The 13,548-nt window shown below is 75.1% G+C and carries 12 protein-coding genes; 10 read left to right on the forward strand and 2 right to left on the reverse strand.

Features of this window, described 5'->3' with window-relative positions; translation table 11 throughout:
- The first annotated feature begins 983 nt into the window (after positions 1-983).
- From IE170_RS29120 to IE170_RS29150, 7 genes are all read left to right on the forward strand, one after another.
- Positions 984-1,787 (forward strand): cupredoxin domain-containing protein, encoded by an 804-nt coding sequence (locus IE170_RS29120; RefSeq protein ID WP_229885271.1) that lies wholly within the window; start codon positions 984-986, stop codon positions 1,785-1,787.
- A 137-nt stretch (positions 1,788-1,924) separates the two neighbouring features.
- On the forward strand, positions 1,925-3,190 hold the full coding sequence (locus IE170_RS29125; protein ID WP_189812534.1) for a hypothetical protein: 1,266 nt from the start codon (positions 1,925-1,927) through the stop codon (positions 3,188-3,190).
- Positions 3,191-3,259: 69 nt separating this feature from the next.
- Positions 3,260-3,880: a TetR/AcrR family transcriptional regulator gene (locus IE170_RS29130; RefSeq protein WP_189812535.1), complete on the forward strand. Its 621-nt coding sequence runs from the start codon at positions 3,260-3,262 to the stop codon at positions 3,878-3,880.
- A gap of 143 nt (positions 3,881-4,023) precedes the next feature.
- Positions 4,024-6,279 carry a molybdopterin-dependent oxidoreductase gene (locus IE170_RS29135; RefSeq protein ID WP_189812470.1) on the forward strand — a complete coding sequence of 752 codons (2,256 nt, stop codon included), beginning with the start codon at positions 4,024-4,026 and terminating at the stop codon, positions 6,277-6,279.
- 72 nt (positions 6,280-6,351) lie between these two features.
- Positions 6,352-7,833, forward strand: coding sequence for a CitMHS family transporter (locus tag IE170_RS29140; protein ID WP_189812471.1), 1,482 nt, complete (start codon positions 6,352-6,354; stop codon positions 7,831-7,833).
- A gap of 102 nt (positions 7,834-7,935) precedes the next feature.
- The gene (locus IE170_RS29145) at positions 7,936-9,348 is read left to right on the forward strand and encodes an aldehyde dehydrogenase family protein (RefSeq protein WP_189812472.1); all 1,413 of its coding nucleotides are present in this window, start codon (positions 7,936-7,938) and stop codon (positions 9,346-9,348) included.
- A 130-nt stretch (positions 9,349-9,478) separates the two neighbouring features.
- On the forward strand, positions 9,479-10,558 hold the full coding sequence (locus tag IE170_RS29150) for a Zn-dependent alcohol dehydrogenase (protein WP_189812473.1): 1,080 nt from the start codon (positions 9,479-9,481) through the stop codon (positions 10,556-10,558).
- Between the two features lie 33 nt (positions 10,559-10,591).
- On the opposite strand, the gene IE170_RS29155 is transcribed toward IE170_RS29150, so the two are convergent.
- Positions 10,592-11,236 carry a TetR/AcrR family transcriptional regulator gene (locus IE170_RS29155; RefSeq protein WP_189812474.1) on the reverse strand — a complete coding sequence of 215 codons (645 nt, stop codon included), beginning with the start codon at positions 11,234-11,236 and terminating at the stop codon, positions 10,592-10,594.
- 140 nt (positions 11,237-11,376) lie between these two features.
- On the opposite strand from IE170_RS29155, the gene IE170_RS29160 reads away from it, so the two are divergent.
- Together IE170_RS29160 and IE170_RS29165 are read left to right on the forward strand one after the other, a co-directional pair.
- Complete coding sequence (locus IE170_RS29160) at positions 11,377-11,667, forward strand: YiaA/YiaB family inner membrane protein (RefSeq protein ID WP_189812475.1); 291 nt, start codon at positions 11,377-11,379, stop codon at positions 11,665-11,667.
- Between the two features lie 93 nt (positions 11,668-11,760).
- A complete protein-coding gene (locus IE170_RS29165) occupies positions 11,761-12,399 on the forward strand; it encodes a TetR/AcrR family transcriptional regulator (RefSeq protein ID WP_189812476.1) in 639 nt (212 codons plus the stop codon).
- A gap of 13 nt (positions 12,400-12,412) precedes the next feature.
- Here the strand turns inward: IE170_RS29165 and IE170_RS29170 are convergent, their stop codons facing one another.
- On the reverse strand, positions 12,413-12,877 hold the full coding sequence (locus tag IE170_RS29170; RefSeq protein ID WP_189812477.1) for a MaoC family dehydratase: 465 nt from the start codon (positions 12,875-12,877) through the stop codon (positions 12,413-12,415).
- A gap of 98 nt (positions 12,878-12,975) precedes the next feature.
- On the opposite strand from IE170_RS29170, the gene soxR reads away from it, so the two are divergent.
- Positions 12,976-13,419: a redox-sensitive transcriptional activator SoxR gene (gene soxR, locus IE170_RS29175; protein ID WP_189812478.1), complete on the forward strand. Its 444-nt coding sequence runs from the start codon at positions 12,976-12,978 to the stop codon at positions 13,417-13,419.
- Positions 13,420-13,548: the final 129 nt, after the last annotated feature.

Below are 13,548 nucleotides of genomic sequence, written 5' to 3' on the forward strand. Positions count from 1 at the left end.
CGGCTCCGCCGGCCCCCGTCCCCGAGCCGTCGGCCTCCGTCCCGGCGCTTCCGGCCCCCGCCCCGGTGCTTCCGGCCCCCGCCCCGGTGCTTCCGGCCCCCGCCCCGGCTCCGCCGGCCCCCGTCCCCGAGCCGTCGGCCTCCGTCCCGGCGCTTCCGGCCCCCGCCCCGGTGCTTCCGGCCCCCGCCCCGGCTCCGCCGGCCCCCGTCCCCGAGCCGTCGGCCTCCGTCCCGGCGCTTCCGGCCCCCGCCCCGGTGCTTCCGGCCTCCGTCCCCGAGCCGCCGGCCCCCGTCCCCGAGCCGTCGGCCTCCGTCCCGGCGCTTCCGGCCCCCGCCACAGTGCTTCCGGCCTCCGTCCCCGCCCCGGCGTCGCCTGCCCCCGATCCGGCGTCGGCGCCCCCGACTCCGGCACAGACGAGGCCGACTGCAGTGGCGTCACAGCCGGTCCCCGCCGTGCCGACACCGCCTCCCGCGTGGGCGTCCCGCACTCTGGCGTCCGCCAGGCCGGACTCCGCGGCGGCAGCCCCGGCCGCCGACGCCGCCCCTGCACCGACCCACCCCGCACAGGCGACGCCCCACCCTGCCCCGACGGGCCCGGGCGAGGGCACCCCGGGTCCCGGCCCCGCCCCCGCAGCGGCACCTGCGGCGGTCCGCCCGGCCCCGGCGGTTGCACCGGTCGCATCAGCCGCTCCCAGTGCATCAGCTGCAACTACGGCGACGGCGGCCAGGCCCGGCCCGGTCTCGGCCCGTACCGCGGCACCGCCGCGCCCCGAGCGGGCGAACCCGGGCGGGGCCGCGCCGGGGCCCGGCCCCGCCCCCGGCGCGGGGTACCGCTGCGGGCGCGCGGGGACTGCCGTCGGGCGGGCCGGCAGGTTCGTCCCGTGCGGGGCGGGGGGCGGCTCGGGGGCGTTCGCGGGCAGGCGGGCGGGGCGGCGGGAGCGGCGGGCCGTCCTGCTGGCCGTCCTCGTGCTTCTCGGCGGGGCCGTGGCCGGCTGTGGGGGGCGGGCCACCACCCACCACAAGCCGGGGACCAGCCACGAGCAGGCCTCCGGCAACGCCGGAACGCTCCTCGACGCCCGTGACGCCGCCGGCCACCGGTTCCGCGAGGTCCCCGCCGAAGGCGCCCCGCAGGTCGGCATCAGCGTCCGCCCCGACAGCGAGGACGGCTGGAACGTCCAACTGGCGGTGCAGAACTTCCGCTTCACCCCCGGCAGCGCCGGCGGCGCGGCCATAACCGGCTCCGGCCACGCCCATCTGGAGCTCGACGGCCGCAAGGTGGCCCGGCTGTACGGCCCCTGGTTCCACCTGCCCGCGGCGCAGGTGCCCGAGGGCGCGCACACCCTGACCGTCCGCCTCTACGCCGACGACCACACCGTGTGGGCCGTCGGCGGCAAGGCGGTGGAAGCCGGCACCACCCTGTCCGCCCCGGCCGGCGGCGCGCACGGCAGCCACGGCCACGGCGGGCCCGCCTCGCCGCCGGCCCCGCAGCCGCCGCAGGCGCGGCCGTCCGCGCCGGCCCCCGCCGCCGACCGCACGGTCACCATCGCCGTCAAGGACGGCAAGGTGACGCCCGCTCCCGGCCGCACCGAGCTGAAGCGCGGGCAGAGCGTCGCCCTGCGCGTCATCAGCGACCGCGCAGACACCCTGCATGTCCACGGCTACGACAGGGAACTCGCCCTCCCGGCCGGGCAGGAGACCACCCTGGTCCTCACCGCCGACCGCACGGGCCTGTTCGAGGTCGAGACGCATACCTCCCGGCTCGTCTTGACGCAGCTGCTGGTCCGGTGACGCCGCCGCCCCACGGGCCGGGCGGCGGCCTCCATCCCCTGTCGGGCTCCCCGGCAGCCGACCTCGGTGCCGCCGCCGCCCGGGGCGCGGTCCCCGACCCGGCCGGTGCGGCCGCCTCCGCCGACCACCCGCTCACCGTGCTCGCACACGGCGTCGGATCCCAGCACGACCTGCCGATCTCCCCCTTCTACGCGTTCGCCGGCGCCTTCACCGCACTGTTCGCCTCCTTTCTCCTCCTCGGCCTGCTCTGGTCCTCCTCCCGGTTCCGCGGAGACCGGTCCGGCATCGCCCTGCCGACCGCCCTCCAGCGGACCGCCGACGCGCCCGCCACACGCGCCGTCCTGCGCGCCTTCGGCCTCACCGCCGCGCTCGCGGTCCTCGCCTCCCTCCTCCTCGGTCCCGACGACCCCGCCCGCAACCCCGGCCCCGGCGCCGTCTACGTCCTCTTCTGGGTCGGCCTCGTGCCCGCCTCCCTCCTCCTCGGCCCCGTCTGGGGCCTGCTGAACCCGCTCCGCACCCTGTACCGCCTGCTGCCCCGCTCCCTCCGCAGCCGGCCGGCCCCGATTCCGGCCCGGATCGGCCAATGGCCCGCCGCGGTCGGGCTGTTCGGCTTCACCTGGCTGGAGCTCGCCTCTCCGGATCCTGCATCGACCACCACCCTCCTGATCGCCCTCTCCCTCTACGGCGCCGCCCACCTCGCGCTCGCCGCCCGTTTCGGCGAGGGCTGGTTCGCCGAAGGCGATGCCTTCGAGGCGTACTCCGCCCTCCTGGCCCGGCTCTCCCCCCTAGGCCGCCGCGCCGACGGCCTCCTCGTCCTCCGCAACCCCTTCCACGGACTCGACGCGACGCCCGAGCGGCCCGGACTCGTCGCCACCGTCTGCGTCCTGCTCGGCTCCACCGCCTACGACGGCTTCAGCGACAACCCCTCGTGGATCACCACCCTCCAGACCTCCCCTCTCGGCCGCACCCCCACGGCCACCCTCGGACTGCTCGCCGCCGTCGCCCTCGTCGCCACCCTGTACTGCCTGTGCGCGGCGGCCACCCGCCTCGTCAGCGGCCCTCACCCAGGCCCGCTGACGGCCTTCGCGCACTCACTCGTGCCGATCGCCCTCGGCTATCTCATCGCCCACTACTTCTCCCTCCTCGTGACCGAAGGGCCACGCACGGTAATCATGGCACTGGGGACTGACAATCGCCCCGAGCCCTTGTCCCCCTTGGGTCCCGGCGGTCTCGCGGCCCTTCAGGTCGTTTCCGTCGTCACCGGCCACGTCCTCGGAGTCATCGCCGCCCACGACCGCTCCGTACGCCTCTTCCCGCCCGCCCGCGCCCTCGCCGGACAGCTTCCGCTGCTGGCGCTGATGATCACGTACACACTCGGAGGCATCGCGCTCCTGCTGAACTGACCCGCCGCCCCGCCGGCCCCGCGACCCCGTCGCGGCCGGCGGCTGAAACCGCACGCCCGGAGCGGCATGATGGACCCCGTGCCCGCCACCCACCCCTTGCGCCGTACGCCCGTACAGCAGCGCAGCGCCGACCGGCTCGCCCGGATCCTCGAAGCGTGCGCCGAACTCCTCGACGAATCGGGCTACGAGAACCTCAGCACCCGGGCCGTCGCCGCACGCGCCGGCGTGCCCATCGGATCGGTCTACCGCTTCTTCGGCAACAAGCGGGCCATGGCCGTCGCCCTCGCACACCGCAACCTCGACCGCTACACCGACGCCATCGCGGACCGCCTCGCCACCCTCCCGGGCGCCGGCTGGCGGCCCGTGGTCGACGCGGTGCTGGACGAGTACCTGGCCATGAAGCGGACGGTGCCCGGCTTCGCACTCGTCGACTTCGGCGTGCCCTCCCCGCCCGAGGACGGCCCGGCCGCCGACCCCAACCGGACGGTCGCCGCACGCCTCACCGGACTCCTCGCCACCCACCTCGACCGCTCGCCGGACGCCGCGCTGGAGCGGGCCGTCCTGGTCGCCGTCGAGGCAACGGACGCGCTGACCAAGCTGGCCTTCAGCGCCGACCCCGCGGGGGATCCGGCGATCGTGGAGGAGATCCGGGCCATGATGCAGGCGTACCTCGCCCGCGTCCTCGACTGAGACCGCGGCGGCGCAGCCGACACCCCGCCCCGCCCCGGTCTCGCGCCACACCCTCCCCGACATGCGTACCGGTCGGTATGCTCGGGGCGCCCGTACGACGCCGAAATCCCCGCCGCCTGCCGGCCTGCCGCCCGGGAGGGCCCATGCCCCGCACCGCCCTGCGCATCTGCCCCCTCTGCGAAGCCACCTGCGGCCTCACCCTCACCGTCGACGGCACCGCCGTCACCGGCGCCCGCGGCGACCGCGAGGACGTCTTCAGCCGCGGCTTCATCTGCCCCAAGGGGGCGGCCTTCGGCGCGCTCGACTCCGACCCCGACCGGCTGCGCACGCCGCTCGTCCGGCGCGGCGGACGGCTGCGGGAGGCCGGCTGGGACGAGGCCTTCGAAGTCGTCGCCACGGCGCTCCCGGCGCTCGTCGCAGAGCACGGCGCGCAGTCCGTCGGCGTCGTCCTCGGCAACCCGAACGTCCACACCATGGCCGGCGCGCTCTACCCGCCGCTGCTCCTGCGGGCGCTCGGCACGCGCAACCTCTTCACCGCCAGCACCCTCGACCAGATGCCCAAGCACGTCTCCAGCGGCCTCCTGTTCGGCGACCCCTTCGCCATCCCCGTCCCCGACCTCGACCGCACCGACTTCCTGCTCCTGATCGGCGCCAACCCGGTCGAGTCGAACGGGTCGCTGTGCACCGCCCCCGACTTCCCGGGCCGGCTCAAGGCGCTGCGCGCCCGCGGCGGCACCCTCGTCGTCGTCGACCCCCGCCGCACCCGCACCGCGCGCCTCGCCGACCGGCACCTCGCGCCCCGCCCCGGCAGCGACGCCCTCCTGCTGGCCGCGCTCGCCCGCACCCTGCTCGTCGAACACCGTCCCACGCTGCCGCCCGAGCTCGCCGACTGCCTCCACGGGCTCCGGGAACTCCGCGAGGCCCTCGCCCGTTTCACCCCCGAGGCCGTCGCCCCGGCCTGCGACATCACGGCCGGCGAGATCCGCGCCCTCGCCCGCGACCTGGCGGCCGCACCCACCGCCGCGGTCTACGGGCGGATCGGCAGCTGCACCGTCGAGTACGGCACCCTCGCCAGTTGGCTCGTCGACGTGCTCAACATCCTCACCGGCAACCTCGACCGGCCGGGCGGCGCCCTCTTCCCGCTCCCGGCGGCCGGCCCAAGGCCCCGACCCGCCGGGCCGGGCAAGGGCTTCACCCTCGGCCGCTGGCACAGCCGGGTCGGCGGCCACCCCGAGGCCAAGTCCGAGCTGCCGCTCGCCGCCCTGGCCGAGGAGATCGAGACGCCGGGGGAGGGGCGGATCCGCGGCCTCGTCGCCATCGCCGCGAACCCGGTGCTGTCCGCGCCCGACGGGCGGCGCCTCGACGCAGCACTGGCCGGCCTCGACTTCATGGTCAGCGTCGACCCGTACCTCAACGAGACCTCCCGCCACGCCCACGTCGTGCTGCCGCCCCCGCCGCCCGCGCAGAGCGCGCACCACGACTTCGCCTTCAACGGGTTCGCCGTACGCAACCAGGTGCGCTACACCCGGCCCGCCGTCCCGCTCCAGGACGGGCTGCTCGACGAGTGCGAGATCCACGCCCGCCTCGTCCTCGCGGCGGCCGGGCTGCACGGCCCCGCCGTACCCGACGCGGCGGCCGCCGTCGACGAGCCCCTCATCCGGGCCGCCCTCGCCAAGGAGACCGCCGACCCCGACTCGCCGCTGCACGGGCAGGACCCGGGCCGGCTCGCCGGCCTGCTCACCGGCGACAGCGGCCCCGAGCGGCGGCTCGACCTGATGCTCCGGCTCGGCCCGTACGGCGACCTGTTCGGCGCAGGACACGACGCGCAGGCCGGCGGAGGGCTCACCCTGGCGCGGCTCCTCGACCGGCCGCACGGCATCGACCTGGGTCCGCTGCAGCCCCGGCTCCCGGGCGTGCTGAAGACGCGCAGCGGCCGCATCGAGCTCCTGCCGGACCCGATCGCGGCCGAACTCCCCCGGCTGCACGGCGCCCTCGCCGAACGCCCCGCCGCCCTCGTGCTGGTGGGCCGCCGCCACCTGCGGTCCAACAACAGCTGGATGCACAACGTCCCGGCCCTCACGGGAGGTTCCAACCGCTGCACCCTCCACGTCCACCCGCAGGACGCCGAGCGCCTCGGCCTCACCGACGGGGGCCGCGCCCGGATCACCGCCGACGGCGGCAGCCTGGAGGTGCCCGTCGAGGTCACGGACACCGTGCGCACCGGCGTGGTGAGCCTCCCGCACGGCTGGGGCCACGACCGCGACGGCGCCCGGCTGTCCGTCGCCGCCGCCTCGCCCGGGGCCAACGTCAACCAGCTCCTCGACGGCTCCCGGCTCGACCCGCTGTCCGGCACGGCGGTCCTCAACGGCTTCCCCGTCGAGCTGACACCCCTGCCTTGAGCTGGGGTTTTGCTCGTATTGCTCACGGCCGGACGTCTTGTTGGGCCCTCCGCGGGCCCCTACGTTCCCTGCATGCTGACCTTCCTCGGCTTCGCCATGATCGCCACCTTCCTGGTTCTGATCATGATGAAGAAAATGTCGCCCATCGCGGCGCTCGTCCTCATCCCCGCGCTCTTCTGCGTGTTCGCAGGGCAGGGCGCCCATCTCGGCGACTACGTCATCGACGGCGTCGGCAAACTCGCCCCGACCGCCGCCATGCTGATGTTCGCCATCGTCTACTTCGGCGTGATGATCGACGTCGGCCTCTTCGACCCGATCGTCCGGGGCATCCTCCGCTTCTGCAAGGCGGACCCGGTGCGCGTCGTCGTCGGTACCGCCGTCCTCGCCGCGATCGTCTCCCTCGACGGCGACGGCTCCACCACCTTCATGATCACCGTCTCGGCCATGTACCCGCTCTACAAGCGGCTCGGCCTGAGCCTCGTCGTCATGACCGGAGTCGCGGCCACCGCCAACGGCGTCATGAACACCCTCCCGTGGGGCGGCCCGACGGCGCGCGCCGCCACCGCCCTGAAACTGGACGCCGGCGACATCTTCGTCCCGATGATCCCGGCCCTGGCCGTCGGCCTGCTGTGCGTGTTCGCCCTCGCGTACGCCCTGGGGCTGAAGGAGCGCCGCCGCCTCGGCACGCTCGCGCTGCCCGGCGGCGCCGAGCCGCAGCCGGCCGCCGTCGCCGCAGCCGACAGCGCCGCCACCCCCGGAACCGGCACCTCCGACACCGCCCCGGCCGATCGGGCCACCGAGGGCCGTTCCGACGCCGCGCCCGGCGCGGCCTCCGCCACCTCCTCGGCCTCCGCCACCTCCTCGGCCTCCGCCGCCTCCTCGGCCTCCGCCACCTCCGCGACCGCCGCCGGGTTCCAGGGGCTCGACCCGCGGCGGCCCACGCTGCGGCCGCGGCTGTACTGGTTCAACGCCGGCCTCACCGTCGCCCTCCTCACCGCGATGATCATGGAGTTGCTGCCCATCCCGGTGCTGTTCCTCCTCGGCGCGGCCCTCGCCCTCACCGTCAACTTCCCCCACATGCCCGACCAGAAGGCCCGGATCGCCGCCCACGCGGACAACGTCCTCAACGTCGCCGGCATGGTCTTCGCCGCCGCCGTCTTCACCGGCGTCCTCAGCGGCACCGGCATGGTCAAGCACATGGCCGACTGGCTCGTCGGCGCCGTCCCCGAGGGCATGGGTCCGCACATGGCCCTGGTGACCGGCCTCCTCAGCCTGCCGCTCACCTACTTCATGTCGAACGACGGCTTCTACTTCGGCGTGCTGCCCGTCCTCGCCGAGGCCGGCGCCGCGCACGGCGTCTCCCCCCTCGAGATCGCCCGCGCCTCGCTGGTCGGCCAGGCCCTGCACATGTCCAGCCCGCTGGTTCCGGCCGTGTACGTCCTCGTCGGCATGGCGGGCGTCGAGTTCGGCGACCACACCCGCTTCACCGTGAAATGGGCGGCGCTGACCTCGCTCGCCGTCCTCGCGGCGGGGATGCTTTTCGGCATCATCTGACCGCGGCGGCCGGGCACCCCCGCGGCGCGGCAGCGCCGGTTTGTAGGGTGGGGCCACCAGACCAGGTCCGCACACCCGTGCGTGTTCGGGGGAGGAAACGCCATGAAGGCCCACGACGGGATGTACATCGCCGGCGAATGGCGGCCCGCCGCCGGAAGCGGCCGCATCGAGGTCGTCAACCCGGCCGACGAGCAGGTCATCGCCGACGTCCCGGCCGGCACCGCGGAGGACGTGGACGCGGCGGTGCGCGCCGCCCGGGCCGCCTTCCCCGGCTGGGCGGCCACCCCGCAGGCGGAGCGGGCGGCCCTGATCGGTGCCCTGCGCGATGCGATCGCGGCGCGGAAGACCGAGTTCGCCGAGGTCATCACCGCAGAGCTGGGCTCGCCGACCGGCTTCTCCGAGCGCGTCCACGTGGGGGCGCCGCTCGCGGTGTCCGCCTCCTTCGCCGAGCTCGCCGCCTCGTACGCCTTCGAGGAGCGGATCGGAAACTCCACCGTGCTGCTCGAACCGGTCGGCGTGGTCGGGGCCATCACGCCCTGGAACTACCCGCTGCACCAGATCGTTGCCAAAGTGGCACCCGCTCTCGCCTCAGGCTGCACCCTCGTCCTCAAGCCGGCCGAGGACACCCCGCTGACAGCACAGCTCTTCGCCGAAGCCGTGCATGAGGCGGGCATCCCGGCCGGTGTGTTCAACCTGGTGACCGGAACCGGCCCGGTCGCCGGACAGGCCCTCGCCGGGCACGAAGGCGTGGACCTGGTCTCCTTCACCGGTTCCACCGCGGTGGGCCGGCTGATCGGCGCCACGGCCGGCGCCGCCGTCAAGCGCGTCGCCCTCGAACTCGGCGGCAAGTCGGCCAACGTCATCCTGCCCGGCGCCGACCTGGCCAAGGCCGTCGCGGCGGGCGTCGGCCACGTCATGAACAACTCCGGCCAGAGCTGCAACGCGCTCACGCGGATGCTCGTCCACCGCGACCAGTACGAGGAGGCCGTCTCGCTCGCGGCAGCCGCCGTCGCCCCGTACGCCGCCGGCGACCCCCGCGATCCGGGCACCCGCCTCGGCCCGGTCGTCAACGCCAAGCAGCGCGACCGCGTGCGCGCGTACATCGCCAAGGGCATCGAGCAGGGCGCCCGCCTCGTCGCCGGCGGCCCCGACGCCCCGCACCCCCGCGGCTACTACATCGCCCCGACCGTCTTCGCCGACGTCACCCCCGACATGGTGATCGCGCAGGAGGAGATCTTCGGCCCCGTCCTGTCGATCATCGCCTACGGGGACGAGGACGAGGCCCTGCGCATCGCCAACGGCACCGTGTACGGGCTCGGCGGCGCGGTCTGGGCGGCGGACGAGGAGACGGCCGTCGCGTTCGCCCGGCGCATGGACACCGGCCAGGTCGACATCAACGGCGGCCGCTTCAACCCCCTCGCGCCGTTCGGCGGGTACAAGCAGTCCGGCGTCGGCCGCGAACTCGGGCCGCACGGCCTGGCGGAGTACCTCCAGACGAAGTCGCTCCAGTTCTGACACCCGCCCCGGAAGGGGCGGGCCCGCTCAGCCGGCCGGCCCGGGCCGGTCCGTCCGCCTTCCGGTACGCCCCTCCCACCCCCGCTCCGACCCGGCCCGCCGGGTCTGAGCCCGAGAGACGGGATCGACCATGGTCCGCGCCGCCGTCCTGCCCGCCGTCGGAGCACCGCTGGAGACAAGGGAGATCGTCCTGCCCGACCCCGGGCCGGGGCAGGTCCGGGTCCGCCTCGCCGCGGCCGGGGTGTGCCACTCCGACCTGTCGGTCTGCGACGGGACGGTCCGGGTCCCCGTCCCCGCCGTGCTCGGCCACGAGGGCTCGGGCACGGTCCTGGACGTGGGCGAGGGCGTCACCCACGTCGCCCCGGGCGACGGGGTGGTGCTCAACTGGTCGCCCTCGTGCGGGCGCTGCCACCACTGCATGATCGGCGAGGTGTGGCTGTGCGCCGAGGCCCTGGCCGGGGTCGGCGCGGTCCACGCCCACGACTCCGCGGGCACGCCGCTGCACCCGGGGCTGAACGTGGCGGCATTCGCCGAGGAGACGGTCGTCCCGGCCGCCTGCGTGGTGCCCGCGCCCGCCGGGATCCCGCTCGCCGAGGCCGCGCTGCTCGGCTGCGCGGTGCTCACCGGCTACGGGGCCGTCCACCACAGCGCCCGCGTCCGGGTCGGCGAGGCCGTCGCCGTCTTCGGCATCGGCGGCGTGGGACTGGCCGCCGTGCAGGCCGCGCGGATCGCGGGAGCGGATCGGATCGTCGCCGTCGACGTCTCCCCGGCCAAGGAGGAACTGGCCCGCGAGGCCGGGGCCACCGAGTTCGTCCTCGCCTCCGACACCGCCGTCGAGGAGATCCGGGCGGCCACCGGGGGCCGCGGCGCGGACGTGGCCGTCGAGTGCGTCGGCCGGGCCGTGTCCATCCGCGCCGCCTGGGACTCCACCCGGCGGGGCGGCCGCACCACCGTCGTCGGCATCGGCGGGAAGGACCAGCAGGTCGCCTTCAGCGCGATGGACATCTTCCGCTTCGCCCGCACCCTCACCGGCTGCGTCTACGGCAACTGCGACCCGGCCCGCGACCTGCCGGTCCTCGCCGAGCACGTGCGCGCCGGCCGACTGGACCTCGCCGCCATGGTCACCGACCGGATCACCCTCGACGGCATCCCGGGCGCCTTCGAGGCCATGCGGGCCGGCAAGGGCGGCCGCTCGCTCGTCGTCTTCTGACCCGGCCGCGTGTGCGGCGGGTTCGCGGTGTCCTCAGGGGCGCCGCAGGGCCGCGTACTGGAGGGAGAGGCCGTCGAGCAGGGCGGCCAGTCCCGTCTCGAACGCGCCCTCGTCCACCTCGCGCTGCCGCTCGGCCAGCAGGTGCGCCCTGCCCAGGTGCGGGTAGTCCGCCGGGTCGTACGCCTCCCGGTCGTCCACGAAACCCCGGGCGAACGAACCCACCGCCGAGCCGAGGATGAAGTACCGCATCAGCGCGCCGATCCGCGTCGCCTGGGCAGGCGGCCAGCCGGCCGCCGTCATCGCCCCGAACACCGCGTCCGCCAGCCGCAGCCCCGCCGGGCGCCGTCCCGGGCCGCGCGCCAGTACGGGCACCAGGTTCGGGTGGTCGGCCAGGGCGTCCCGGTAGGAGTGCGCCCAGGCGTGGAGGGCCTCCCGCCAGTCCCGGCCGGAGCCCGCCTCGAACATCGACAGGTCGACCCGCGCGCTCACCGCGTCGGCCACCGCCTCCAGGATCTCGTCCTTGGTTCGGAAGTGGTTGTACAGCGACGGCCCGCTCACGCCGAGCGAGGCCGCGAGCCGGCGCGTCGACACCGCCCCCAGCCCCTCCGCGTCCACCAGTGCTCCCGCCGCCTCGACGATGCGGTCGCGGCTGAGGAGCGGCTTGCGCGGTCTGGCCATGCGCCACATGGTAGGCCTGCCGCACGGAAACCACAGGTGCCGGTCGAACCGGCCGCCGCCCCCGCCGCCGCCCGCTCTGAGTACGGGACTTGAGTACCCGAGCGGATGCGGCCCGCGCCACCCGCCGCGACATTGGGGCCATGGACGAGACACCGGTCAAGCAGCGCACCACGGCGGCCTACCACGCCCAGGCCGTCGCCTCCTTCGCCGTCGCGCTCACCGCGGTGGCCCTCGGCATCTACCGCCTGGACGCGGACGGCTGGGTCCGCGCCTTCCTCGGCGTCGCGGTCCTGTACCTGACCACCTCGGCGTTCACCCTCGCCAAGGTCGTCCGCGACCGCCAGGAGCTCACCGGCATCGTCAGCCGCGTCGACCAGGCGCGCATGGAGAAGATCCTCGCCGACTACGACCCCTTCCAGCCGAAGGTCTGACCCCGGGCGGCCATCTCCCGCTCCGGCGTCTAAGCGCTTGCTCACCCTCCGGTAAGGTGTTCCCTCCGACAGTGACGAGAAGGTGGGCGAACGATGGGCAGCGCGGAGGAGACGGCCGGCGGCTACCGGCCGTGGTCGGAAGTCACCCCCGACGCCGCTCGGCGGCTGCTCGTGGCCGCCGTCGAGGCGTTCGCCGAACGCGGCTACCACGCCACCACCACGCGGGACATCGCGGGCCGGGCGGGCATGAGCCCGGCCGCCCTGTACATCCACTACAAGACCAAGGAAGAGCTGCTCCACCGGATCAGCCGGATAGGCCACGACAAGGCCCTGGACATCCTGGAGACGGCCGCCGCCGGTCCCGGTACGGCGGCCGACCGGCTCGGCGCGGCCGTCCGGTCGTTCGTCCTGTGGCACGCCGCGCACCACACCACCGCGCGGGTGGTCCAGTACGAGCTGGACGCCCTCGCGCCGGAGCACCGCGACGAGATCGTGCAGCTGCGCCGCCAGAGCGACGCCGTCGTGCGGCGCATCCTCGGCGACGGGGTCGCCGCGGGCGAGTTCCACGTGCCCGACGTGCCGGGGACCACCCTCGCCGTCCTGTCCCTCTGCATCGACGTCGCCCGCTGGTTCAATGCGGCCGGGCGGCGTACGCCGGAGGAGGTCGGCGAGCTCTACGCCGACCTCGTCCTGCGGATGGTCGGCGCCGCGCGGGCCGCCCCGGGCGCCTGAGCCGCGGACCGCCTCAGAAGTAGTAGCGCGACAGGGACTGGGCCACGCACACCGGCTTGTCGCCGCCCTCCCGCTCGACGGTGACGGTCGCCGCGACCTGTACGCCGCCGTCCGCCGTGTCCGTGACGGCCGTGATCACGGCGGTGGCGCGCAACCGGGACCCGACGGGCACCGGCGCCGGGAAACGCACCTTCTCCGTGCCGTAGTTGATGCCCATCCGCATGCCCTCGACCCGCATGACCTGCGGCACCAGGCTCGGGAGCAGCGACAGTGTCAGATAGCCGTGCGCGATGGTCGAGCCGAAGGGGCCGGACGCGGCCCGCTCGGGGTCGACGTGGATCCACTGGCGGTCGCCGGTGGCGTCCGCGAAGAGGTCGATCCGCTTCTGGTCCACCTCCAGCGGGCCGCTCGGCCCGAGCGGCTCGCCGATCGCGGCGCGCAGTTCCTCGGCGGACGTGAAGACCCTCGGCTCGGACATGCCTCTCCCTCTCGCGTGGCGAACAAGCGCTTGCTCAGCATTCCGGGGCCGCATGTATATGTCAACGGAGCGCGGCGGGGCCGACTACCCTCGGCCGGGTGCCGCAGATTCCCGAGAAAATCCACGAACTCACCGTCGGCCAGCTCTCCGCCCGCAGCGGCGCGGCCGTCTCCGCCCTCCACTTCTACGAGTCCAAGGGCCTGATCAGCAGCCGGCGCACCTCCGGCAACCAGCGCCGATACAGCCGCGACGCGTTGCGCCGCGTCGCCTTCGTGCGGGCCGCGCAGCGCGTCGGGATCCCGCTCGCCGCCATCCGCGACGCCCTCGCCCAGCTCCCCGAGGAGCGGACCCCCAACCGGGAGGACTGGGCGCGGCTCTCCGAGATGTGGCGCGGCGAGCTCGAACAGCGGATCAACCAGCTGCTGCGGCTCCGGGACCATCTTGCGGACTGCATCGGCTGCGGCTGTCTGTCGCTGCAGAACTGCGCGCTGTCCAACCCGGACGACGTCTTCGGCGAGAAGCTCACCGGCTCTCGGCTGTAGCCGGGACCCTGCCGGGTGCGGGTGCAGGGGGTCCGGGCGCTGCGCGCCCGTCGCGCTCAAGCGCCGCGCGGGCTGGGTTGGCGCGGGCCGGGTTGTCGGTGTCCCGCCGGGGGTGGGTGCCCTGGGGAT

This window comes from Streptomyces toxytricini, assembly GCF_014649915.1.
In the GTDB taxonomy this organism is placed as follows: Bacteria; Actinomycetota; Actinomycetes; order Streptomycetales; family Streptomycetaceae; genus Streptomyces; species Streptomyces toxytricini.

Excerpts from the sequence above, each read along its gene's own strand:
- IE170_RS29150 (WP_189812473.1), top strand. The coding sequence starts at position 9,479 with ATGGTCCGCGCCGCCGTCCTGCCCGCCGTCGGAGCACCGCTGGAGACA.
- IE170_RS29160 (WP_189812475.1), top strand. The coding sequence starts at position 11,377 with ATGGACGAGACACCGGTCAAGCAGCGCACCACGGCGGCCTACCACGCC.
- IE170_RS29135 (WP_189812470.1), top strand. The coding sequence starts at position 4,024 with ATGCCCCGCACCGCCCTGCGCATCTGCCCCCTCTGCGAAGCCACCTGC.
- IE170_RS29165 (WP_189812476.1), top strand. The coding sequence starts at position 11,761 with ATGGGCAGCGCGGAGGAGACGGCCGGCGGCTACCGGCCGTGGTCGGAA.
- IE170_RS29155 (WP_189812474.1), bottom strand. The coding sequence starts at position 11,236 with ATGGCCAGACCGCGCAAGCCGCTCCTCAGCCGCGACCGCATCGTCGAG.
- IE170_RS29145 (WP_189812472.1), top strand. The coding sequence starts at position 7,936 with ATGAAGGCCCACGACGGGATGTACATCGCCGGCGAATGGCGGCCCGCC.
- IE170_RS29140 (WP_189812471.1), top strand. The coding sequence starts at position 6,352 with ATGCTGACCTTCCTCGGCTTCGCCATGATCGCCACCTTCCTGGTTCTG.
- IE170_RS29130 (WP_189812535.1), top strand. The coding sequence starts at position 3,260 with ATGGACCCCGTGCCCGCCACCCACCCCTTGCGCCGTACGCCCGTACAG.
- IE170_RS29170 (WP_189812477.1), bottom strand. The coding sequence starts at position 12,877 with ATGTCCGAGCCGAGGGTCTTCACGTCCGCCGAGGAACTGCGCGCCGCG.